Origin of the sequence: Pseudoalteromonas peptidolytica (assembly GCF_012641745.1) — a bacterium.
In the GTDB taxonomy this organism is placed as follows: Bacteria; Pseudomonadota; Gammaproteobacteria; order Enterobacterales; family Alteromonadaceae; genus Pseudoalteromonas; species Pseudoalteromonas peptidolytica.
The window spans coordinates 1-22,908 of sequence record NZ_WEHZ01000037.1 but is presented as its reverse complement, the minus strand read 5'-3'; the positions used below and the strand labels follow the sequence as shown (position 1 = coordinate 22,908).

General features: G+C 41.7%; 19 protein-coding genes. 9 read left to right on the top strand and 10 right to left on the bottom strand.

What is annotated here, in order from left to right; all coding sequences use genetic code 11:
- The first annotated feature begins 279 nt into the window (after window positions 1–279).
- The 3 genes from F9Y84_RS18955 to F9Y84_RS18945 all read left to right on the top strand — a co-directional run bounded on the left by F9Y84_RS18955 (window position 280) and on the right by F9Y84_RS18945 (window position 2,515).
- Complete coding sequence (locus F9Y84_RS18955; RefSeq protein WP_125252788.1) at window positions 280–795, top strand: sigma-70 family RNA polymerase sigma factor; 516 nt, start codon at window positions 280–282, stop codon at window positions 793–795.
- Window positions 795–1,514: a DUF3379 family protein gene (locus tag F9Y84_RS18950; RefSeq protein WP_125252787.1), complete on the top strand. Its 720-nt coding sequence runs from the start codon at window positions 795–797 to the stop codon at window positions 1,512–1,514. The genes F9Y84_RS18955 and F9Y84_RS18950 overlap by 1 nt, the downstream gene beginning before the upstream one ends.
- A gap of 149 nt (window positions 1,515–1,663) precedes the next feature.
- Complete coding sequence (locus F9Y84_RS18945) at window positions 1,664–2,515, top strand: Tim44 domain-containing protein (protein WP_147391226.1); 852 nt, start codon at window positions 1,664–1,666, stop codon at window positions 2,513–2,515.
- Between the two features lie 182 nt (window positions 2,516–2,697).
- Here the strand turns inward: F9Y84_RS18945 and F9Y84_RS18940 are convergent, their stop codons facing one another.
- Window positions 2,698–3,492, bottom strand: coding sequence for a kinase (locus F9Y84_RS18940; RefSeq protein ID WP_147391227.1), 795 nt, complete (start codon window positions 3,490–3,492; stop codon window positions 2,698–2,700).
- A gap of 204 nt (window positions 3,493–3,696) precedes the next feature.
- Between F9Y84_RS18940 and F9Y84_RS18935 the strand changes: the two genes are divergently transcribed.
- The gene (locus tag F9Y84_RS18935; protein ID WP_125252784.1) at window positions 3,697–6,078 is read left to right on the top strand and encodes a TonB-dependent receptor; all 2,382 of its coding nucleotides are present in this window, start codon (window positions 3,697–3,699) and stop codon (window positions 6,076–6,078) included.
- Between the two features lie 292 nt (window positions 6,079–6,370).
- Here F9Y84_RS18935 and F9Y84_RS18930 read toward each other — a convergent pair whose 3' ends face one another.
- The 6 genes from F9Y84_RS18930 to F9Y84_RS18905 all read right to left on the bottom strand — a co-directional run bounded on the left by F9Y84_RS18930 (window position 6,371) and on the right by F9Y84_RS18905 (window position 11,424).
- Window positions 6,371–8,380: a TonB-dependent receptor plug domain-containing protein gene (locus F9Y84_RS18930; RefSeq protein WP_147390801.1), complete on the bottom strand. Its 2,010-nt coding sequence runs from the start codon at window positions 8,378–8,380 to the stop codon at window positions 6,371–6,373.
- Between the two features lie 129 nt (window positions 8,381–8,509).
- Complete coding sequence (locus F9Y84_RS18925) at window positions 8,510–8,770, bottom strand: CBU_0592 family membrane protein (RefSeq protein WP_125252825.1); 261 nt, start codon at window positions 8,768–8,770, stop codon at window positions 8,510–8,512.
- Window positions 8,771–8,936: 166 nt separating this feature from the next.
- Window positions 8,937–9,188, bottom strand: coding sequence for a hypothetical protein (locus F9Y84_RS18920; RefSeq protein WP_125252782.1), 252 nt, complete (start codon window positions 9,186–9,188; stop codon window positions 8,937–8,939).
- A gap of 6 nt (window positions 9,189–9,194) precedes the next feature.
- Window positions 9,195–9,605, bottom strand: coding sequence for a DUF1761 domain-containing protein (locus F9Y84_RS18915; protein ID WP_128731305.1), 411 nt, complete (start codon window positions 9,603–9,605; stop codon window positions 9,195–9,197).
- A gap of 51 nt (window positions 9,606–9,656) precedes the next feature.
- Window positions 9,657–10,172, bottom strand: a complete 516-nt coding sequence (locus F9Y84_RS18910) for a response regulator transcription factor (protein WP_125252780.1) — start codon at window positions 10,170–10,172, stop codon at window positions 9,657–9,659.
- Window positions 10,153–11,424 carry a sensor histidine kinase gene (locus F9Y84_RS18905; protein WP_225740809.1) on the bottom strand — a complete coding sequence of 424 codons (1,272 nt, stop codon included), beginning with the start codon at window positions 11,422–11,424 and terminating at the stop codon, window positions 10,153–10,155. The genes F9Y84_RS18910 and F9Y84_RS18905 overlap by 20 nt, the downstream gene beginning before the upstream one ends.
- Before the next feature lie 150 nt (window positions 11,425–11,574).
- On the opposite strand from F9Y84_RS18905, the gene F9Y84_RS18900 reads away from it, so the two are divergent.
- Window positions 11,575–12,645 carry a ketoacyl-ACP synthase III gene (locus F9Y84_RS18900; protein WP_125252779.1) on the top strand — a complete coding sequence of 357 codons (1,071 nt, stop codon included), beginning with the start codon at window positions 11,575–11,577 and terminating at the stop codon, window positions 12,643–12,645.
- A 119-nt stretch (window positions 12,646–12,764) separates the two neighbouring features.
- Window positions 12,765–14,240 carry an aminoacyl-histidine dipeptidase gene (locus F9Y84_RS18895; RefSeq protein ID WP_147390802.1) on the top strand — a complete coding sequence of 492 codons (1,476 nt, stop codon included), beginning with the start codon at window positions 12,765–12,767 and terminating at the stop codon, window positions 14,238–14,240.
- A 65-nt stretch (window positions 14,241–14,305) separates the two neighbouring features.
- Here the strand turns inward: F9Y84_RS18895 and F9Y84_RS18890 are convergent, their stop codons facing one another.
- On the bottom strand, window positions 14,306–15,670 hold the full coding sequence (locus tag F9Y84_RS18890) for a leucyl aminopeptidase family protein (RefSeq protein ID WP_147390803.1): 1,365 nt from the start codon (window positions 15,668–15,670) through the stop codon (window positions 14,306–14,308).
- A 55-nt stretch (window positions 15,671–15,725) separates the two neighbouring features.
- Entirely contained in the window at window positions 15,726–16,100 is a 375-nt protein-coding gene (locus F9Y84_RS18885; protein ID WP_125252776.1) for a hypothetical protein, read from the bottom strand.
- A 529-nt stretch (window positions 16,101–16,629) separates the two neighbouring features.
- Between F9Y84_RS18885 and F9Y84_RS18880 the strand changes: the two genes are divergently transcribed.
- Both F9Y84_RS18880 and F9Y84_RS18875 read left to right on the top strand, forming a co-directional pair.
- The gene (locus F9Y84_RS18880) at window positions 16,630–19,221 is read left to right on the top strand and encodes a TonB-dependent receptor plug domain-containing protein (protein WP_128731301.1); all 2,592 of its coding nucleotides are present in this window, start codon (window positions 16,630–16,632) and stop codon (window positions 19,219–19,221) included.
- A 98-nt stretch (window positions 19,222–19,319) separates the two neighbouring features.
- Complete coding sequence (locus F9Y84_RS18875) at window positions 19,320–20,786, top strand: tetratricopeptide repeat-containing sulfotransferase family protein (protein WP_147390804.1); 1,467 nt, start codon at window positions 19,320–19,322, stop codon at window positions 20,784–20,786.
- Here the strand turns inward: F9Y84_RS18875 and F9Y84_RS18870 are convergent.
- Entirely contained in the window at window positions 20,728–21,648 is a 921-nt protein-coding gene (locus F9Y84_RS18870) for an alpha/beta fold hydrolase (protein WP_147390806.1), read from the bottom strand. The genes F9Y84_RS18875 and F9Y84_RS18870 overlap by 59 nt on opposite strands.
- Before the next feature lie 175 nt (window positions 21,649–21,823).
- Between F9Y84_RS18870 and rlmF the strand changes: the two genes are divergently transcribed.
- The gene (gene rlmF / locus F9Y84_RS18865; protein WP_147390805.1) at window positions 21,824–22,693 is read left to right on the top strand and encodes a 23S rRNA (adenine(1618)-N(6))-methyltransferase RlmF; all 870 of its coding nucleotides are present in this window, start codon (window positions 21,824–21,826) and stop codon (window positions 22,691–22,693) included.
- The last annotated feature ends 215 nt before the right edge of the window (window positions 22,694–22,908 follow it).

The following is a 22,908-nucleotide window of genomic DNA, read 5'->3' as shown; positions in this document are numbered from 1 at the left end:
CAGGAATAAATCTGACGCTAACAGCATTAAAAGTTTCTTATTTAAAACAACTAAATAGCAAATTTTTCTTGCCTAGATATATGTACATATCTCAGCATCAGCAGGGTACGAAAACGGTGTTGTCGACAAGATTTTTGCCTCAAATTAGCAAGCTTAGTTAAGCTTGTTGGTATAAAAATAGAGCAGCGATCAGCAACACAAGAGAGTATTGCTGTTATGCTTAATAAAAATAATTGGTTTGTGATGAAATAAACCAGCCAAAAAATAGGTCTCATCAATATGGCCACTAAACAACATCAGTACGAGTCACTGGTGCGGGCATACCACAAAGAGCTATATAAGTTCGCTTATTGGTTATGTGGAGATCCAAGCATTGCCGAAGACTTAGTACAAGAAACTTTTTTACGGGCATGGCGTGCGCTTGACTCTTTACAAGACGAACAAGCCGCTAAGCCTTGGTTATTAACGATTTTAAGACGAGAAAATGCACGTCGTTTTGAGCGTAAACAATTTGACTATGCGGAGGTGGAGCAAGATACCTTAGTCGATGATAGAAGCTCAGCTTTAGATGACGAAATGGAACAAACTGTAGTGCAGAGACAAATAGCGAGCTTATCTGCTGAATATCGAGAGCCATTATTACTTCAGGTGGTGATGGGATGTTCAGGTGAGGAAATTGCAGAGATTTTAGAGCTGAACAAAAATACAGTCATGACAAGATTATATCGAGCCCGTAACCAACTCAAAGACGCTTTAACGACTAAATATGAACCAGTAAAGGGGGCATCAAACTAATGGATGAACTCGAATTTCGACGTCGCCTTGTTGCCGATCCTCAAGATGAAGAGGTAGCAAAGTACGCGTCACAACAACCCGAATTGCAAGCGCAACTAGAAGATATGCGCGATTTCGATAAGTTTTTAAGTCATTCTCTGGATATTGACGTTCCAGATGGACTTGCTGAAAGAATTATTGCAAAGCAGCAATTGCTGGAGGAAGAACACGACAAGGTAACGCATGTTTCATGGTTTAGGCGTATTTCAGCCCCACTGGCGGTAGCCGCTAGTATGCTATTTGCTGCTGTGATTTTTTATTACGGTGGCTTGGCACACCCAACAGATACAGCTGAGCATGCGCTTGCACACGTCTACTATGAACAAAATGCCTTGGAAAAGCAGGAAAGTGTTCCTCTTCAGACAGTTAATGAAAAATTAGCAATGCTAGGAGGTAAGTTCGATACTTTACCGGGCAAGATAGTTTACGCAACTTTCTGTAACTTTAAGGGGCAAAAAAGCCTGCATTTGGTGATGCAATCAGAATTTGGCCCATTGACTGTTTTTGTAGTGCCTGCAGATCAACAAAGCACACAAGATCAGAAAGACAACTTTAGCGACAGTCGTTTTGAAGGGCTAATCGCACATCATGAAAAAGCCAATACTATCTTAGTCGCCAACCGTGGTGCACCACTTGAGAGGTTCCAAACTGAGGTAAACAACTCTTTACGTTGGCTGTAAACCAACCAGACACCACAATGAGCTAATTGTGGTGTCTCAAGATCCTTACTAAACCACCAAAATTCAAAATAAATTAAGACACAGCCCTATTCAAATAGCAAAATGACTTCTTTACAATGTTGTTAGTTATTTTTGTATATAGGAACTTTATGAAACATTTCATTGTGTTATTTTCACTTGTTTGTTTTTTATTCACAGCGAGCTTTGATGCTGAAGCAAGAAAAAAGTTTGGTAGTAAAAGCAAAGGCAAAACTCATCAAACTCAAACTACTCAGCAAAAGCAGCAAACGGACACCCAAGCTTTAAATGCAAAATCAACAGCTAAACCTAAGTCAAACAAAAAAGGGATTATGGCAGGTGTGCTTGGTGGTTTGTTAGCTGGTGGGTTAATTGCTGCAATGCTTGGTGATGATTTCGAAGGATTTCAATTCCTTGAAATGATTCTATTAGCAATCGCTGCATTCATTATCTTTAAACTAGTGAGAAGCATGCTAGCTAAAAAGCAGCAACCAAGCTTTGCAGGGGCTCCACAAATGGGTCATCCGAGCACCCCATCTCAACAGCCACAGCAATTTCAAAGCAACGGTGCCACCAGCGGTGGATTTGGCGCTAACAGTGTACCAATGAATCTACCACGAGATTTTGATGTTAACGGTTTCTTACAGGGTGCCAGACAACACTATCAAACCATTCAAACGGCATGGAATCAAAACGACTTTACCACGATGGCTGAGTACCTAAGCCCTGAACTAGTTGAAGAGTTTAAGCGTGAACGTGAGCAACATGGTGATGTTAAGACAGAAGTCATGTTTGTAGATGCTTCGCTTGTTCGTGCAGACACAACTGCCGATGTATGGGAGATCAGTATTAAGTTCACGGGTAAATATCGTGACCTTAATGATATGCAAGAAGAGGCTATTCTTGAGATCTGGCATTTAGAGCGCAAAACATCAGGTGATGCGCCTTGGCTAATCGTCGGCGTTGAGGACTTAGCTGAATAAGCGAGACCAAAACCTGTATTTAATGCCAATTAGTCTTAATACATGATCAATTTGAAGGAGTAAATCTGACGCTAGCTGCGTGAAAGACTTCTTATTTCGAACAGCTATCGACACGGTTTCCTCGCCTCAAAATAGAGCGATTAATTAAGGTAATAGGTATAAGATAAGCAGTCTAAGCTCGGTTAATTGCCGAGCTTTGTTTTTATCTCAAGCACTTCCCTATTTTCTCCCAGCTTAACCTCAATATCAGCGGTGTTAGGAAGGCTTAATATCCCCCATTCAGACAAGCGTTGAAAGGGCTGGATAAATCGCTCAACTTCATCATCTCCCATCCCTTTTCCCGTCATCGCTTTTAGCATATGCTCTTGTTGTAATCGCCAACGATATACCCTATCAAAGCTCAGCCCATTCAAATAAATTAACGTATCTATTTGTGAAAAAATAGGTTGATACTGTTGATGTAAAATTTCATTTACTTGTAGACGAAATGCTCCATCTGCATCGTATTGCCGCTCAAAGCGATTAACTGGTAATACTAACTGGTTATGCTGTTGTGGGACTTGGCCAATGCACCAACCTTCAATAATCAGTACCTGAAGTCCAGCAGCTACAGTTCGCCATTGTGATTTTGGTATTTTTCTGTCTATTGACTTGTCAAATATCGGAAGGGTTATCGCTCTTCCTTGTTTAAACTGGGAGATAACTTCTTGTAGTAGAGCCACATCATGTGTTCCCGGCAATCCTCTTTGCTGAAATAGTGAGTGTCTTTGCGAAGCTAGGATCGCCCGCTCCTCAGGGTCTAGGTAAAAATCATCAAGAGAAACATGCTCAGAAACAATCGCAGATCCTGTTAACTGTTTACACAGCGCCTGGCTCAGTGTCGATTTTCCCAACCCTTGAATACCAGAGACTCCTATCAATAGCGGCTTTGTCGAATTAAATATTCCAAATTTAACTAGTTCTTCAACCAATTCCATATTTTTACCCTTACTAGCCCGATAAAAACCTTATTTGCATTATAAACTTAACATGTTTCCAATACACCTAGGAAAAAATAAAGTTACATTAAACTTGAATAATTTACATTAATAAATTATTTTTACCTGCTATTGATAATACGGCAATAGTATAAATATCGGTACTATTGCTTATTTCACATAAAAATAATAAAGGAAATCACAATGAAACCACTGGGTAAAATACCATTTGCTAAGAGCACTATTTGTCTTAGCATGCTAGCTGCATCATCTAGCTTTTACGCCACCGCCGAAACACAGTCTGATGACGGTGCCAATGAACAAATCGAAAAGATTACCGTAACCTCTCGCCGCAAAGAGGAAACTATCATTGAGATCCCGATGCAGGTTTCTACTATCTCATCAATGGACATCGCTGATCGTAACTTAGTATCAGCTGAAGATTTCTACAGAACCCTCGCTGGCGCAGCCTCCCCTAGAGGCCAGCTTATTTTACGTGGCCTCAGTGGAGGTAACACAGCATTTCCTGATACCACTAGTGTATTTGTGGATGATGTTCCTTTCACATTTGAAAATCTAAACGACGTAGAACGAGTGGAAGTACTGCGTGGGCCACAGGGTACACTTTATGGCTCGAATGCCATCGGTGGTACCGTGAGGATAATCACCAAAAAGCCAGTACTTGATGAGTTTGAATTTTTCGCGTCAACACAAATTGGAAGTGAAAAAGATGTTGATGGCCTGCACCGCAACATTTCAATGGGCGTTAACATTCCTCTTGTTGACGATACATTAGCACTGCGAGTCAGTGGTAATACAGAGCATGAACGTTACCAAATGGTAAACATGAATACCGGCGTTCAAGGAAATGCTGATAGAGGCTTCATACGTGGCCAACTGTTATGGCAAGTTGATCCTGAAACTTCTGTTACTCTAGGTTATGCCCATACAACTTTCAGCGATACAGGCACAACAACAGGCGATCGCTCTACACCTGGTTATTACTGGGACTATAGCTTGACTGCAAATGAAGAAGCGGATTACGGGTATGATGTTGACTTCTTTAAGGTTTCTTGTCCTGAAACTGCTGAGCGTCCACAATGTAACGCCGGCAGTGCGCCTATTGCTAACAAAGGTGTACCACAAAAATACCAAATTTGGGACTTAATGGACCCATGGTCTGACGCAACGAATGACCTTTTCACCATCAATATTCAGGATGACAACTTCTTCGATATTGCTTCATTAACTTATGCGGGCTCTCATCGCACCTATGAAGAAGATAGTATTCAGACTTCATGGAGCCGTTTAGACGCGTCAGATATGTTCCGTACTTGGATCATTGATCATCGTAAATATGAGCGCGTGACTCATCAGCTACGTTTCCAAAATATTGATATAAATTCGCCTCTATCTTGGACTATCGGTGCTTACTATGATGAAGTAGAGTACGGCTTCGATCCAAACTATCAAAATCAATACCATGAAAAAGGCGACAAAGTATCAGCACTCGCATTGAACTGGTGGGGTGCAGATGCCACTCAAATAGGTATAGATACGTTTGGCAATCCACAAAACAACTGGAATCTTACGAATATTCGTGACTACACCGAAGAGCTTGCTTTCTTCGCTGATGTTGCATACGAATTTGATTTAGGGGACTCTGGTAGTCTTGAGGTAAATGGTGGCGTTCGTCGCTTTGAGCTTAAAGATGGCTCTCACTATACACAGGAAGGTATTTGGGCTACTTCGGAAGATAACTTAAGCGGTGAAGAGTCAGGTAATCGTTATAAGTTTAGTGTTTCTTACCGTCCGACTGAAGAAATGTCTGTATACGGCTTATATTCAGAAGGATATCGACCAGGTGGTAACAACGGTCCATTAGCAGCATCATGTGAGGCAGATCCACTTGCTAAAAACCGTAAAGACCGTTACACGTCTGATGCTATCGAAAACTATGAGCTGGGCTTTAAAGCAAGCGTACTTGACAGAAAGGTCGACTTCTCAGCGGCAGTCTACCGTATTGATTGGACAGACATAAAAACCTCGGTATACATGGACACTTGTGGTTTCTCATACACAGCTAACGGTGGTGAAGCAAAGTCTGAAGGTTTCGAATTTGAGTCAACAGCTCGTTTAACTGACGACCTAACGATGTCATTCAACACGTCATATACAAGCTCTGAGATCACACAAGATAATGAGTCTATCTCAGCAAGTGCTGGTGATAAAATGACAATGGTACCGGAATGGAATGCGTACCTCGCGCTTGATCAAAATATTCAATTATTCGGTAAAGATGCTTACATCCGAGGTGAATACTCTTTCTATGATGAATATAAAACCCACTTCAACGTTCGTGATGAAGATAAGACACCAGCGTATAGCGTATTTAATGTGTCTGGACGTATTCAGTTAAGCGATAGCTTAAAACTTAGCGTATTCGTCAACAACTTATTTGATAAAGAAACTGCAACATACATGCGTGCACGCTCGAGAAATGCCAATAACTCGGCAGCTCAAGAATACATTAACTACCTCAACGGTCGTACAATTAGCCTCCGTGTTGATTACACTTTCTTTTAAGAGATAACAAAAGTGCCACCAGACTGGTGGCACTTTTGTTCTTTTAACACAGCCCTTTCTTGCTAATTCTCTCTATCTTTTACCAATTCTCTTAATTAAGTAGTCTATTTTGAGGCGAGAAAATCTTGTCGATAACCCCGCTACCGCGTCCTGCTATCGCCAAGGTACCTACCTCCGTGTAGGCAAGACAAAAATTTTGCTATTTAGTGGTTCTAAATAAGAAATTTTAACGCTGTTAGCGTCAGATTTACCCCTTCAAATTGAGCAAGCACTAAGTCAAATTGGTATTAGATTAATTAAAGTTTTTAATATATTGGATAGATAAGTTCCGCCCCTGTTGTGGCACATGACCATCAATGAGTCGGGGGTCAAATACTGTAAACTTTTTATCGAATAAATTTTCTGCTTTCAGTTGAATTTTAGCGCTGTCATCTAGGTGAAAAGAAGCTGTCCCGCCAATTAAGTAGTAACTCGGTTGCTCAAAATCGTCAATTGGCGATTCAGGTGGTGCTGACATAAATGTGCTATCACGCCAAATTGCGTTCAACGTCACTTCCACGGACTCTTTTTTGTACGTAAAGGTAAGCGCCGAAAACTTTTTAAAGCTACCATTTAATGGCTCATCAAATAACTGTGTGTACGCAGCTTGAACCCAAGTAGTACTACTTAAGTTTATATTGGCATTGATCTCAATACCTTGCATGCTGGTCTCGAAGACATTGTCAAAAGTGAACTCTGCCTGTTCATCATCTATTGGCACTAAATTAATGAAGTCTTCCAATTCGTTATCAAACAACACGACATCAAACTGCTTAGACTCGTCTTGATAGTGCCAAACAAGCTCTGTTGTTTTTACATACTCTGACGTTAAATTTGAATTCCCCGTCGTCACATCATCATTAGAGTTCAATTCATTACTGACAGGCGTACGGAATGACTCGCCGTACTGTAGCTTCAGCGTATTTACACTGTTATAGCTATATACAAAAGCAAGCCTTGGTGAGAGCTTATCATCAATGTCTTTGACTTCGTCATAGCGAACTCCAGCAAACATACTAAGTCTATCGTTAAAAAGATATTTGGACTGAACATAGCCTGCATATGAGTCAAAATCTTGAAGTAACGGGTAAAATGGCGCATATTCCATGATAGTCCGAACACCACCTAGATAATTACGATTATATATAACAATATCGCCTACAGTTTGATCATAATAAGTTGTTCTGACTCCTGCTTTGCTTTGTTCTTCCTCTGACAACTCAATACCAAAGTTCCAGTGCAATGTGTTACTCTGTTCAAAATCACCATCTAAGTTGTAGGTTAAATCCTTTGACTGCCAAGCAGGTCCAACTAAAAAGTCCCCTCCTTGCGTGATCCCTATTTCGTCAGCGGTAACGATCAGCCCAGCACTGTCAATATTATGTTCGATAAAGCTCACGGTGTGCGTTAATTTTAGTCGCTCTGAGAGTTGCGATTGATAAGCTAATATCGCAGCATAGTTTTCGCTTTTGTGCTCATTTTCACGAGAATAACGCGCTAAGTTAAGAAATTCATCAAGTTGAGTTCGGTTATATCGAATTTGCCAGCTCAGCGCTTGTGCTTTCCCACCTACCGTAATGAATAGTGACTCCAAAGGATCCTTAACGGTGCCAGAAAAGTAGTCCTCTCCAGAGCGTTTATTGAACCCGACGTTAGCGTAAAGTTCATTCTCATCAGCTAGTTGTGTAGACAGATTTATTGCAGCCTGAACACCGCCATGCTCTGCGTATCCAATAGACAACTGGTTACTTTGCTTTTTGGTTATCACATTCATAACACCAAGAAAAGCATTACTACCATAAAGCGCAGAGCCGGGGCCTCGGATAAATTCAACTTTATACACAATATCAATAGGAATGAACGGCGTATAGACGGACGCTTTACCAAAAGATGACTCATTCAGTCGCTGCCCATCAATCATCACCAACACATGTCCCGTATCTAAATACACCCCACGGGTATGCTCTTTTGGTACAGCGCCGACCCAATCACCTCGCGTCGACTGAAACCCAGGCACGAAATTCATCAAATCATATACATTATCAACACCTAAACTATTTATCTGTTCTGAGTTGAATACTGTAATGCTAGATGGGACTGAAGCTCTAGTCTCATCGGTTTTCGTGGCTATTGAGACATTAACATTCAGCAACTCTTCAAATGAGAGTTGATAGAGATCTGAACTTGTCGCTTCTTGCTCTGCGACAGCGGTAAGAGGAGTTATAAACAGCGCAACTTTAATTAAGGCACTTAAATTTTTCATATATTACGAGCTCTATGTTCCCACACTTCACTCGTAGCGTTAGAGTAATCTAACCTACGTAGCAGCATATGATTAACTTAATAATACTTGCTCTTTGCTACTACGCAAGTTTTTGATTAATCTTTTCTTTTAGGCTGCTGCTACCTTTTTAGCTTTAAAATACTTAAACAAGCCTATAAGCGAAGCTGCGATCCAAAATAGCTCAATAACAAAGCTTGCTAAGTTAAAGTTATAGCAAAGGCTAATAAGCAAAAGAATCGCGCCAGTTAAATTCATCAGATTGTAGGTTAAACTCTCTGGTGATGCTTTCTCAAGCTGCAACATAAAGAACGCACCTACGACTAGGAAAGTACCGCTCATACCTATAATATCGAACATTAAATCGATCATGTTTTTTCCATTTTGCAAGACCCAATAGGCTGGCCCAGTTCCATGGGAAGGGTCGCTTTCATTCATTGAAACAGCAAAGACAAACGGCGAGATAGTAACAAACTAAAAAAATCAGGACAGGACATTTGTCTGTCTTTTAGCGAGAACTAAAAAAACATTAGCGCCATTATTTGAATGTGACTTTTCCGCCAATGATTTTCAATGCAGGAGCTCCACGAACAAGTGAATCACGGGCAAACACACTGCCACAACTTGGGCAGCTTGTCTGCTCCGCTGTAAAATCTTGACTTATACGTTCTTTGAAACACTTCACTAGGCTTCCTTTTCCGCCTTTACGATACTTAAACAACTTTTGTTTGCAACTGGCGCAAAAAATATCGACTGTTCTTACTGGGCCTTTTTTGTTTGGCTTTGCCATCTTCCTTTAACTCATTATACGTAACACAAACGCGATAAGTGTGAACTGTAACATATGGTAGCCGCCGTTGACTAAAAACAACTTCAATGGACGCTGTTCAAAGATATAACTTATTCCTAGGGCACTCGCGACAAAGCAGATCCCAACTCCAGCTCCAAAGGCGGTAGCACCAATCAATGAAAATGATGGTGCAATTACCATCGCCATAAATACGCTAGCTAGCAGCGATAACAAAAACGCCATACCAAATGTCATCTTTGGGTCGCTTGTTTGTAAATCTAACTCGGTAAGTCCACAGCCCTCTAGCCACGTTTTTTGAAATAACACAGGTGAATACCAAATCCCGCCCAACATGAAGGACGAGAGCGCAGCAAGCAAAATAGCCCATAGATTCAATGCTTCAAATGAGAGTATCATCGACTGACTCAGCATATTTCAGTTTAGTTAATAATCAGTATATGTGAAAACTTACTTATAAGCAGGTTTCTTTTGTAATTTCCTCTGTAATGTTCGTCGGTGCATATTTAGCTGACGTGCGGTCTGTGATATGTTTCCGTCATTCGCCTTTAAAACCTGTTGAATGTGTTCCCATTCAAGCCGCTCTGGAGACATAATTTCGGCTTCAAGATTGTCGGTTTTTTCACCCAATAAAGTCTGTAAAATCAAGCTTGTGCTTGCTGGTTTTGTGAGGTAATCATCTGCGCCAAGTTTGATAGCTTCAACCGCGGTGGCAATACTAGCATAGCCTGTTAACAGTACCACTTTAGAGCATGGATGATGCTGTTTGATTGTGGCGATAAAATTAACAGAGTTTGCCTTATCCAGTTTCATATCTAATAAAAAGTAGTCAAATGAGCAAGAATCAACTGCTGTTAACATCTCATCTATAGTTGTGACATGCTGAACAGTTAACCCATGTTTTTCTAGCCGACGCATAAGCGTTTGTGCATATGGCACATCATCTTCAACGAGTAATAATTTCATCTCTCACCTTTGGTAATTTGATAGTGCACTTTGTTCCGCCTGAGATGCAATTTTCTATCGCTAATTGTCCACCAAGCCGCTCTATTGTGGCGTGGCTAAGCAGGACAGCCATACCTAACCCTGACTCACTATTCACCACATGCTGTCCAAGCTGCTTGAGCTTTTCTTCATCTATGCCCAATCCACTATCAAGGATCGTAATACGGTGTTCTGAGTCTGTTGAATTTAGCTTTATCTTGATATCAACTTGACCAGCTTGCTCGTTCGCTCTAACACCATTACTGATCAGATTCAAAATAGAAGGCGCGAGCATGGGATCATCGGTTAACTCCCCTTCGAGATTCTCTAATTCAAAATGAAAGTGTTGGTTTGGAAACTGTAAGCTAACTAGTTCGCTCAACTGCTCAGCAAAGCGTTCAATGGTAATAGTTATTTTTGATGCTGACTTTAAATACTCGGTGAACTCTCTGAATACATCAAGCTGCTCCTTACAACGGAACAGTGGCTCAGACATGTCCGCTACACATGGCTCATTAGGATAAAGTTCATCTAACTCCTCATGTAACAATGCCAAATGCGCAATAGGCGTAGCTAGCTGATGCGTCGCTTGTGCAGCAGCGCTTCCTAACGCAATAATTTGTTCCTGCTGTAGCTGTTGTTCTCGCAGTGACGCTATAGCTCGCTCTTTCTTACGATTTTGCTTTACCAATAAACTTACAACAGTTGCCACAACAATGATTGTAAAGGTAAAGTTTACCAACATACCTAGTAGGTGTGTCGACATATCCATATGATGCACATGCTCATGGGACATTTTTATGTACAAATAAACGTAAGCACCAATCGCACTTGCCGATACCACTAACATATTCAACGTCGGTATTGTTACCGCAGCAATCACTGTTGGCAGAACCAACAGGGATACAAACGCATTGGTAGCTCCCCCTGTCAAATCCAGCAAAATAGTCAAAAATAGAATATCTGCTAGCAGCTGCATCGTCATACCTATCGGCTCAGCCTCTTTAGTATGGCGGTAGGCGTAGATACTCAGTAATTGAAAAACCGACTCAGCTGCCACAACACCGACCACAGCAACAAAGTCAAACTGCTTGCCAAATACCAGCGCTGCAAATAGCAACATCAGTATTTGTATAACAATTGCCACTGAGCGCAATAATAAAAGTTGCCCCAATGCAGAGCTTGGTGAAAACGCAATGTTCATCATATGGTTTGAGTTTGACGGTTTTATCAAAATTATACCGATTTTAGTTAAAATTACTGTGATTAATATCAGTTAATCACGTCTTAGTCGATGGCATGTATCGCTTTTATGGCAATACCATGAAGGATTTGGTATAAATGAAAAAATTGGCCGACTGGTCGGATTAGATTAAGAGACACTATGGTTTACGCAAAAATCACAGGCTGGGGGAAATGTATTCCACCAGCAAGCATTAGTAATGACGAAATAAGTACTGTCGTTGATACAAACGACGAGTGGATAAGCACAAGAACAGGGATCAGAGCTAGACGTGTCAGTCATGTTAGCACTGCAGATCTCGCTACGGTTGCAAGCCAACATGCACTGGCCTGTGCTGGTGTAGATGGCAAAGATATTGACTTGGTGCTACTTGCAACTTGTACCCCTTCAACCATGGTTGCAAACACTGCTTCTTTGGTACAGAAAAACATTGGCGCAGTTGGTGCGGCAGCATGTGACACTAACGCTGCGTGCTCCGGCTTTTTGTACGCATTACAAAACGCCACAGCTCAAATCCAAGCTGGCATGATCAAAAAAGCGGTTGTAGTAGCCGCTGAACGCATGACTTGGTACGTTAACTGGGCAAAGCGTGACAGCGCAGTTTTGTTTGGTGATGGTGCTGGTGCAGTCGTTTTGGAGGCGAGCGAGGAGCCTGCGGGCTTACTTGGTACCAAAACAGGGTGTGATAGCTCAGATCGCAGCATTCTTCACATCCCAAATTATGGTACCGACATGGATCGCTGTGCGGGTACTGGGCCGTCGGATCTGTCGTTTGAAGGCCGTGAAATTTTTAAGCGTGCCGTAAAGGGCATGAGTGAAGCTTGTGATGACGTATTAAAACAAGCTTCACTATCGTTAGATGATATTGATGTACTTATCCCTCATCAGGCAAATCTTCGTATTATTCAAGCCATTCAAAGTCGATTGGAAATCGCAGACGATAAAGTAATGGTTAATATCGATAAATACGGCAATACATCTGCTGCAACCATTGCGATTGCACTATGTGAAGCTGTAGAAAATGGCTTGATCCAACCACACGCAAATATCATGTCAGCGGCGTTTGGAGCAGGCTTAACATGGGCCGCAAGCTATCTAAAATGGGGTGATAGAGTAACCCCAATTGCCAGCTCTGATGCCAGCCTACCTCCTTGTGATAAAACCGGACTTGAGTTAATTGCACCTGCGGTTGCGGTAAGTAGAGGTCAGTAATCGCCTATTTTACACTCAAGCCGTACTCCTTAGGTAAAGTATGGCCTGAATAACTCGATTTTGCCCTTGGGTGGATGGTAACATTGTTGCATTATTACCATCCACCCAAGGAGTTCACTGTGCTTAAAGCGCATACAGAAGTCAGCCAATTAGAACCTCAAGCCATTTGGAAATTCTTTGACCAAATTTGTGCTATCCCTCACCCATCAAAACATGAAGAAGCATTAGCAGGCTTCATTGTTGAATGGGCCGAAAGTAAAGGCCTAGCAGTTCGCCGTGACGAAGTTGGTAATGTGTTCATTAAAAAGCCAGCAACCGCTGGTATGGAAAACCGCAAACCCGTAGTGCTGCAAGCACATATTGATATGGTGCCTCAGAAAAATGATGATACTGCTCATGATTTTGTTACCGATCCTATCAAGCCATTTGTTGATGATGGTTGGGTAACCGCTACCGGCACTACATTAGGTGCTGATAATGGTATTGGTATGGCATCATGCCTTGCTGTACTGGACGCAGACGACATCAAGCACGGTCCACTGGAAGTATTGCTCACCGTTGATGAAGAAGCTGGGATGAGTGGTGCTTTTGGCTTGCAGTCAGGCTGGTTAGACGGTGAAATCTTACTCAACACAGATTCTGAGCAAGAAGGCGAGATCTACATGGGGTGTGCAGGAGGAGTCGATGCCTCAATGACGCTACCGCTTGAAAGAGAAGCAATACCTGCACATCATCAAGTTTTCGAGCTTTCTCTCAAAGGCTTACGCGGCGGGCATTCAGGCGTTGACATACATACTGGACGCGCAAATGCTAACAAACTTTTGGCACGTTTTTTAAAGCACCACATTGCAGATTTTGACTTCAAACTTATTGATATTAGAGGCGGCTCGCTACGCAATGCGATCCCTCGTGAAGCTTATGCCATGGTAAGCTTTGACAGCAGCAAGGTTGACCAATTTCAGTCTCTAGTTGAACAATATGAAACCACAGTAAAGCAAGAGCTTAGCGCTATTGAATCAGGGATCACTTTTGCACTCAACACCATCGATAACCATCATTTAGCACTCACAACAAAAAGCCAAAGCAAAGTATTAGCATTACTGAACGCCTGCCCAAATGGCGTTATTCGAATGAGCGATGATATAAAAGGGGTTGTTGAGACCTCTCTTAATATGGGGGTGATTTCAACCTCAGAGAAAAACCTTGAGGTGCTTTGCTTGATCCGATCATTAATTGATTCAGGCCGAAGTGATGTCGAAGGTATGCTACGATCACTCGCTGAACTGGGCGCAGCCGACATTGAATTTAGCGGAGCTTATCCCGGCTGGAAGCCAGATCCTAACTCGCAAGTTTTGGCGATATTCCGCGATATGTATGAATCTATCTACGGTGAGAAGCCGCATATAATGGTGATCCATGCAGGCCTTGAGTGTGGTCTATTTAAAGAGCCATACCCAAATATGGATATGATTTCTTTTGGCCCAACCATAAAGTTTCCGCATTCTCCTGAAGAAAAAGTAGAGATCGCAAGCGTAGGTCTGTATTGGCAACAAATGAAAGGAATACTGGAAAATATTCCAGAAAAAAGCGTTTAATTAATAAATAAAAGCCCAGACGCTTAATCATCGCTGGGCTTTTTTACAACAGGTAAATAAAGCAGTTAGCTAAACTTTTTCTCGAGATAGCTGAACATCGTTCTCAATCCGAGCGCCTCACCGCCGACCGGCCTACCCGGAAGTGCTCTTAAGTTCCACGCCATAACGTCGAAATGAAGCCAAGGTGTAGTTTGAGGCTCAACAAATTCTTTTAAGTAAAGTGCCGCAGTAATAGAGCCACCAAATGGCGTTGAGCCACAGTTGGCAATATCAGCTACATCACTCTTAAATAACGCTTTATATTGATCAAATAGCGGCAGCTGCCAAATTGGATCGGCATTGCTCAGCCCTATTTCCATTAACTCAGCAGCAATTTTTTGATCTGTCGAGTAAAAACCAGGAAGCTCAGTTCCCAAAGCAATGCGACATGCACCGGTTAACGTAGCAAAATCGACTAAAAGCGCTGGAGATTCCGTTTGTGCTTCTGCTAACGCATCGCAAAGCACCAATCGCCCTTCCGCGTCAGTATTGTCTATTTCAACGGTGATACCTTTACGTGTTTTTATCACATCTCCTGGTCTAAAAGCATTACGCGAAACAGCATTCTCAACCGCAGGGATAAGCACGCGTAACCGCACCGGTAATTTTGCTGCCATAACCATATTAGCAAGTGCAATAACATGGGCAGCACCGCCCATGTCTTTTTTCATATTGCGCATACCAGACGCAGGTTTCAGGTCAAGTCCACCGGAATCAAAGCACACTCCCTTGCCCACAAGCGTCAATTTAGGGTGCTTATCATCCCCCCACCGTAAGTCTAATAATCTTGGCGCATTATCACTGGCACGACCAACCATATGAATAGTCGGATAGTTTTGTTCTAGTAATTCATCACCAACAATTTGATTAAAATCAGCACCATATTGCTCAGCAAGTTCTGACATCACTTCAGCCATATGCTGTGGCATCATATCTGCGGCAGGTGTGTTTACTAAGTCACGAGCAAGGTTTATCGACTCAACTGTCGCTTTGACTTTGTGATAAGTCTGCTCATCGGCAATAGCCAGCTTAGCAACAATAGGTGCAAGCTCTTTGTAAGCGGCAAACAGGTATGCACCGAGCAAAAAGGCAGTAGCGTTAGCTTCAACCAGCTCCTCAGCAACATCTAGAGTGTAAGTGCCTTTTGGTAGTTGTTTAGCAAGATTACCTAAAGCCCAAAAATCTCCCTCTTCTTCAATCAAAACGATGACTCGCTCAACCTCATTAGAGCCTAAAGCGGGAATGACAATCGTTTTTTGTGACTGAAGTTTTGCAGTATTAATAAGTAATTGAACGGTTTCTGATTGCTTTGCTTGCCACGATACTAGGTCTGTCGCGGAAAAAAGAGAAATGGGTGTACCCATAGAAGAGTGAACGACTAGATTGTTCATGTAGGCCTCAAATTTATAATGTCCTTACGTAGATTAACAAGCCTAAAAAGAAAATTCACGAATTCTTGGTATCTGTCGGCTTTTTTTTCAAATTAAAGGAGCTTGGCAACACATCGACCCCCACTAAGCTACCTACTTTTACAATAATTGGAATAGTGATAGGAGCAAAAGGCAAAATCGCAAATACGCCTAGTCCTAGGCCTTTCAGTATATCAACAAGTTGTGCGTTAGCAGTCTTTAGTTCAGTCCTATCTGCTTTTCCCAAGGTGTAGCGTTTATAAATTTCAAGCATTTCTTTGGTTTCTTGCTTTTCTTGTTCAAGGGCACATTTAAGCGCAACCATAGCGCGGCGTAATCTGATCTGCTGCCGGCGTTTACTGATCCGAGCAACGCGCATCGGTGCTTTGTGAACAACTTTGATCAGTTTCATTCATTAACTCAAAAATAGTGATAACCCAAGTCTATCAAAGTTTACGCGCTTTTAGCTATTAGCCATTAGTACAAAAATATGTGCTAGCCAAGTAGAGGGGTAATTTTTTTGTATAAAATACCCGACTCAATATGATTTCCCCACGACATAGCTAGAATTCTCGATCACACCTCTGCAACCAAGACGTGAGCTTTAATTATGATTAAATAATAAACAAAAACTCAATATTCGCTGTTACCTTCCTCCTCTATTTTATCATCATAGATATGCAACAAATTAAGCTTAATGTGAGAAACCAAAGAAAAGCCATAAAACATCATCTTTAACAACAACTTATATTTAGGGTTTTGACATTCTTTATAGCGGAAACAAAAAGTTATTCAGAAAGTTGCAGTTTTCTAAATCGCTGCTAATTTTAAAAAAGCGCTTGCCAACACATAGCAAATTAAATTATATGTGTATTAAAGGTAAAAATATTATAAATGACCTTTTTATTGGTATGACAACAACAATCAACTGGGGAAACAGGATGAAACAAAATAGTAACACGCTGCGCCGTGCAATTCGCCTTGCGCTAGCATCAGCTGCAACAACATCACTTCTTACAACAACTGCCATAGCTGAAGAGGCCGATAAACCCAAAGTCGATGAGAAAATAGAAAAGATTGCTGTAGTCGGTTCAAGGGCTGCGCCTCGTTCTGTTGGCGAGTCGCCGGTTCCAATCGATATCATCGGCGCAGAAGATATGTCCAAAGCAGCCGGCTCAGATATGCTTGAGTTGCTCAAAGGTTCAGTTCCATCACTAAACGTGCATGCGAACCCTATCAGCGATGCAGCAACCTTAGTAAGACCAGCCAACCTACGTGGCTTGCCAGCAGATAGTACGCTTATTCTATTAAACGGTAAGCGTCGTCACCGCTCATCCGTTATTGCTTTCCTTGGAGGCGGTATTAACGACGGTGCACAAGGTCCTGACATTTCAGTGATCCCAAGTATTGCGCTAAAGCAGGTTGAAGTTCTTCGTGATGGCGCTGCTGCACAGTACGGTTCAGATGCTATTGCTGGTGTAATGAACTTCGTACTGAAAGACGCAAGTGAGGGAGGCTCTTTCTCAGTGCGCCAAGGTGAGTATTATGAAGGGGATGGCGACACAACTGTTATAGAAGGTAATGTCGGTTTGCCATTTACCGATAACGGCTTTGCAAACCTTAGCTTCCAATATAAGGAAGCTGATGCGACAAGCAGAAGTGTTCAACGTCCGGACGCTGCCGCTTACATCGGTGCGGGTGTAGAAGGTGTTGGTGACCCAGCACAAATATGGGGCGCTCCAGAAATTAAAGATGATATTAGTATCTTTGGTAATGTTGGTGTAGACGTTACAGATAATGCGCACTTCTATATGTTTGGTAATTACTCAGAACGCGACGTCAAAGGGGGGTTCTACTACCGGAACCCTCAGACCCGCCCCGGTGTGTATTCTAACGACGGTGGAGAAACACTACTAGTTGGAGACCTAGATGGCGTTGGCGTTGGTATTGAGTGTCCAGTCGTCAACCTTACTGACAGAAACGTTGAAAATATTCCGGCTTATCAATTAATTGCAGCCGATACCGAGTTAGGCCGCAACTGTTTCGCGTTTAATGAAATTTTACCTGGCGGTTTTACTCCAAACTTTGGTGGCAACATTACTGACACCTCTTTGACTATCGGTGTTGAAGGTGAGTTTCAAGATGGCTTTTTGGAAGGTGGCTACTGGGATTTAAGTGGCTCAGTAGGACGTAATGAGTCACGCTATTTCATTACCAATACGGTAAACGCATCTCTTGGTGCTGACACGCCAATGGATTTCAGCCCAGGTAAGTACATACAATTAGAAAAGAATTTCAATTTCGATGTTTCTAAAGGCTATGATTTTGATCTTGCATATGACGTGAATGTTGCCGCGGGTCTCGAATGGCATGAAGAAACCTTTGAGGTACTTGCAGGCGATGAAGCATCATTTATCGCAGGCCCACTTACGCAGCAAGGTTTTGGTATTGGTTCTAATGGTTTCCCTGGCTTTAAACCGTCAGCAGCCGGAGAATACACTCGTCGTAACTACGCTGCTTACATCGATATTGAAACCCCATTTACTGAAGACTTTTTAATGGGGTGGGCACTAAGATACGAAGACTACGATACATTTGGTTCAACCACCAACTTCAAAATTACTGGTCAATATCACGTTACCGAAGACTTCTCTGTACGTGGCTCGGTGAGCACCGGTTTTAGGGCACCAACGGTTGGTCAAGCAAATGTCTCTAACGTTCAAACAAACTTAAGTAGCGGTGTGCTAGTTGACTCTGCATTACTTCCACCAACTAACCCTGTCTCAGAGCAGCTAGGTGGTACAGAGCTGACTCCTGAAGAGTCAGAAAGCTTTACTTTAGGCGCAGTATACCGTTCTGGTGACCTGTTTATCACATTGGATTACTACAACATAGAAGTCACTGATCGCTTGAGTCAATCAGAAAAAATTGTGTTGAGTGATGCTGATAAAGAGGCACTTAAAGCGGCAGGTGTACCAAATGTAGATAATCTAGCTCAAGTTAGTTTCTTTACAAACGACTTCGATACCACTACTCAAGGGGTCGACTTGGTAGGTAACTACTCGATGGACATGCTTGGAGGTTACGCGACCTTCAGTGCAGCCTACAACTGGAATGAAACCGAAGTAGACCGGTTTTCTGCAATTACTGGTGATTTCAAGGTATCTCGTCTAGAAAACGACCTGCCAAAACACAGAGGCACACTAACTTGGTCCCAACAGTGGGATACTTTTTCAGGTTTTGTTCGGATGAACTACTACGGTGAATATCAAGGTGTCCACGTAGATTATGACGCAACGGCTAAAACAGCTGATGCAACTATCACGTTCGATGCAGAGTTAACTTATTTTGCAACAGATTCAATTAGCTTATCTGTTGGTGCAAATAATATTTTCGACCAAGATCCTGAAGAACTTGATTTTTATGACGCAACTGGCATTCCAAATAATAACTGGGGTGGCAAATACTACGAAACCTCACCATACGGTATAAATGGCGGCTTCTACTACGTCAAAGCAACATATACGTTCTAACTTTTACTGTAACCCAGAAACAAAGGCGAACTAGCAATAGCTATTTCGCCTTTTTATTTTTATTCTATTGAAAATTGATTAAGTAACTCTATTAGCACATGTTGTTATTACAGCGAGCCAACGAGCTGTTGGCAGAGAACAAACTTCGAGAAGCCGAGTTTATGTACAAATCGGTTTTAAAACAATCACCAAAAAATGGCGCGGCTCTTTTTGGTGTAGGTCGTATCTGTATGCGTTTAGAGCAGTATGATAATGCAATCTACTACTTAAAAAGAGCCTGTGAACACCTGCCAAAAATGCTCGAGCCACTTTTTGCATTAGCAGACGCTTTTTTAGCGGTTGGCTCACCAGTCGACGCCAAAACCGTACTTGAATACACGCTTAGCGTGGCAAAACATAATGCCCAAGCCCATTATCAACTCGGCCAATTTTATCTGGACTATGGCTTCATCGAGCAGGCAAAAAATGTTTTTAAAGCTGGGTTGAGTTGCCCACACAGCGCGGTGACTGCATTTATGCTTTATGAACTCGTACAAATGTCAAAACCAAACGCGCTCTCAAGCTATTTAATTCAATTAACTAAACTTGAGGAGGAGTTTGAAACCCCTAGACTGAAAACAGTTGTCTACTATGCAAAAGCAAAATGTCATGAGCGTTTAGGTGATTACAAGCTCGCGCAGGAGCATTTTGCGCTAGCAAATGAAACTCAGCTATCCTTGAGTGAGTTTCGCACTCTAGATATGCTTCCATTTTTTGAATCGATTAAACGATATTGTGGCCAATCTTTCTTTAATAAACCCAGTGATAAAGTAAAAACAACATTTACACCGGTATTTATTGTTGGTCTGCCAAGAACAGGATCTACGCTCCTTGAGCAAATGTTGGTGCAACACTCAAATATTGGAACTCTTGGCGAGAATACAGTGATCAGTGACAAAATTGTCCCCTACCTCAGTATGCGTAATAATGCTGAGTTTCCCGCATGCTTAAACCAACTCAGTAATTCGATGTTAGATCATTGCCGCATTCTCTATGTCGATGAAATAAAAAGACATAGAGTATCTGAAGAAGTTGTGATAAATAAGCTACCAGCGAATTTTCAAAATCTGGGGTTAATCCACAAGCTCTTCCCCGAAGCGCGAGTAATTCATTTAACACGCAATTTCAAAGCAACAGCTTGGTCAGTATACAGTAACCATTTCGCCGAAAGTGAACCTTATTTTTGCTCTTTAAGTGAGTTTGCCTTGTATGCACAAGCGCAAAGCGACCTTATGTCTCATTTTTACCAATTTATGAAAAGGGACATTTTCACGTTTAGTTACGAACAACTGATTGCTGAACCAGAAAAAACCATCAAGAAATGTTTGGGCTTTTTGTATCAAAAGTACGAACCTGAATGCTTGGACTTTCATAAGTCTAAAAAGCCAGTGCATACCTTGAGCAAAGCCCAAGTTAGAAAGCCAATCAGTACGCAACCACTAGAAAAGTGGCAGCGTTATGAAGGGTTTATTGAGAAGATGATCCCCCAACCGCAAAGCGATCAAACCACGCAAGCAAATCTTTAAATTGATCATCACGTGCATGTTTATGGGTTAACATATCTATGTGCCCATAATTATGTTGATGGCCGTGTGTTTTCCCATAAATCTTAAGCTCTTGGATCCCATTTCCTGACTCACTTATGAAAGCCTTAATATCAACAGGTTGAGCAAGCGCCTTATCTTTAACTCCCGCTATGTGTAAAGTCGGTGGTAACATTATATGTTGTAAAACAGAGGAGTAATCAAAGCCATCGTCTGAATCTATCCAAGGATTCTTTTGTGCCCAGTCAGCACTTTGAGCATGTGATTTTAAAGACTCATCATCGCTTCCCCAACCGAGCTTCTTCGCTGGTAGATAACCATACTTTTTGGAGTAGTAATGTGCAACATTAAACCATAACAGGTTTGCTTTAAGTAATTTACTGGGGTGATTATTATACAAGCTACGCTTAGAGCCAAAATAGACACAAGCTTTCACGTGCTGAATTTCACTTGGAAAGCGTGCAAAAACACTATTCATCAATACGCCCCCCCAAGAATGCCCAACCCAATATTGTGCTCTAGAGCCAGTGTATTGCTCGATAAAATTCAGCATTTCAGGAATTTCGTACAAAATTGATTCAGTTTGTCCGTAAGTCGCTTCTGAATCAATTTTTGGCGTGCTTCCACCTCGACCACGAAGATCACCCACAAAACAACGATAACCATGTTCAGCCAAAAAAGGGGCTAATCCTTTATTAGATTCAGTGTAGAAAATTTTACCATTCTCGACCGCACCATGCATAAAGAATACAACAGGACCAATACTACCGGGTTTCGCTATATATCTGAGGTGGAGTTTGTGCCCATCCTCTATATCTACTAACAGAGATTTTTGCTCTACCATTTCTTTGTTTTGATTTTTTAAACGTTTGTTCCTCATCGTACCAGTTGAGTGGTTGATAAGTAAACTCCAAAACAAGGCAAGCAAAAGTTGGTATGTCTTTAAGATAAAGTATTTTTTCAAGACTTAAGAGTTCGATTAAAAGTGTTATAATCTTTTTATTTATTCGAAGAACCCCGTGCATCCAAGAAACAAGCATAACTCTGGCTATGATCTCGATAAGCTCATAACACTCGAACCCATTTTAAAAGATTTTGCTTACAAACGAGCTGATGGTATCAGAAGTATCGACTTCGCAAACCCAGATGCCGTGAAACTGTTAAATAAAGCATTGCTTAAATCAGACTACGATATCCAAGTTTGGGATATCCCCCCACAGTTTTTATGCCCCCCCGTGCCAGGCAGAGCAGACTACATTCACGCGCTCAAAGATTTACTCGACGAAAGTGATTTGCCTGACAAAGTTCAAGGCGTAGATATTGGCACCGGTGCCAATTTGATCTACCCCATCTTAGGTTCAAGGGAATATAACTGGCGTTTTGTAGCATCCGATATAAATCCTGTTGCAGTAAAATGTGCTAAAACCATTGCAGAATTAAATAAGTTGCCAGTAAAGGTTCTTCAGCAAAAGCAGCCTAATCAATTTTTTAAGACAATCATAAAAGCAAACCAATTTTATCATTTTTCAATGTGTAACCCGCCCTTTCATTCTAGTGAAGCCGAAGCAAACAAAGGAACACAGCGCAAGTGGAGAAACCTCAATAAAACGCCACAAAGTTCACTAAACTTTGGCGGCCAGGCTCAAGAATTATGGTGTGAAGGTGGAGAAAAACGCTTCTTGCTTAATATGATAGCTGAGAGTGCGATGTACAAAGAGCAAATTTACTGGTTTACATCTCTCATCTCTAATAAAGACAATATAAAACCGCTTCAAAAGCAAATTAGAAAAGTCGCAGCAGAACAAGTGAGAATAATAGAGATGGGTCAAGGTAATAAGATAAGCCGTTTTATCGCATGGAGTTTTTTCAAACCCTCTTCATCACTATAACTTTAATCTAGAAACTTCAGTAAATGGATCCACGTGCTAGAAAGCCTATCGCATTGTTGATTATTACCATGCGTTCGTCTCTAGTCACACAGCTCGGCGGGTAAACCGCCTCCTACCAGTGCTGCGCTTTGTTGATGTTGTGGTGGGAGCGAGTTTACTTCGCGATGTTACAGAGTAGACTGTTTTATTCTTTTTGTTTGAGAGACCCAACAGCT

Coding starts and splice junctions, on each gene's coding strand:
- F9Y84_RS18955 (WP_125252788.1), top strand. CDS start 280: ATGGCCACTAAACAACATCAGTACGAGTCACTGGTGCGGGCATACCAC.
- F9Y84_RS18950 (WP_125252787.1), top strand. CDS start 795: ATGGATGAACTCGAATTTCGACGTCGCCTTGTTGCCGATCCTCAAGAT.
- F9Y84_RS18945 (WP_147391226.1), top strand. CDS start 1,664: ATGAAACATTTCATTGTGTTATTTTCACTTGTTTGTTTTTTATTCACA.
- F9Y84_RS18940 (WP_147391227.1), bottom strand. CDS start 3,492: ATGGAATTGGTTGAAGAACTAGTTAAATTTGGAATATTTAATTCGACA.
- F9Y84_RS18935 (WP_125252784.1), top strand. CDS start 3,697: ATGAAACCACTGGGTAAAATACCATTTGCTAAGAGCACTATTTGTCTT.
- F9Y84_RS18930 (WP_147390801.1), bottom strand. CDS start 8,380: ATGAAAAATTTAAGTGCCTTAATTAAAGTTGCGCTGTTTATAACTCCT.
- F9Y84_RS18925 (WP_125252825.1), bottom strand. CDS start 8,770: ATGATCGATTTAATGTTCGATATTATAGGTATGAGCGGTACTTTCCTA.
- F9Y84_RS18920 (WP_125252782.1), bottom strand. CDS start 9,188: ATGGCAAAGCCAAACAAAAAAGGCCCAGTAAGAACAGTCGATATTTTT.
- F9Y84_RS18915 (WP_128731305.1), bottom strand. CDS start 9,605: ATGATACTCTCATTTGAAGCATTGAATCTATGGGCTATTTTGCTTGCT.
- F9Y84_RS18910 (WP_125252780.1), bottom strand. CDS start 10,172: ATGAAATTATTACTCGTTGAAGATGATGTGCCATATGCACAAACGCTT.
- F9Y84_RS18900 (WP_125252779.1), top strand. CDS start 11,575: ATGGTTTACGCAAAAATCACAGGCTGGGGGAAATGTATTCCACCAGCA.
- F9Y84_RS18890 (WP_147390803.1), bottom strand. CDS start 15,670: ATGAACAATCTAGTCGTTCACTCTTCTATGGGTACACCCATTTCTCTT.
- F9Y84_RS18885 (WP_125252776.1), bottom strand. CDS start 16,100: ATGAAACTGATCAAAGTTGTTCACAAAGCACCGATGCGCGTTGCTCGG.
- F9Y84_RS18880 (WP_128731301.1), top strand. CDS start 16,630: ATGAAACAAAATAGTAACACGCTGCGCCGTGCAATTCGCCTTGCGCTA.
- F9Y84_RS18875 (WP_147390804.1), top strand. CDS start 19,320: ATGTTGTTATTACAGCGAGCCAACGAGCTGTTGGCAGAGAACAAACTT.
- F9Y84_RS18870 (WP_147390806.1), bottom strand. CDS start 21,648: ATGGTAGAGCAAAAATCTCTGTTAGTAGATATAGAGGATGGGCACAAA.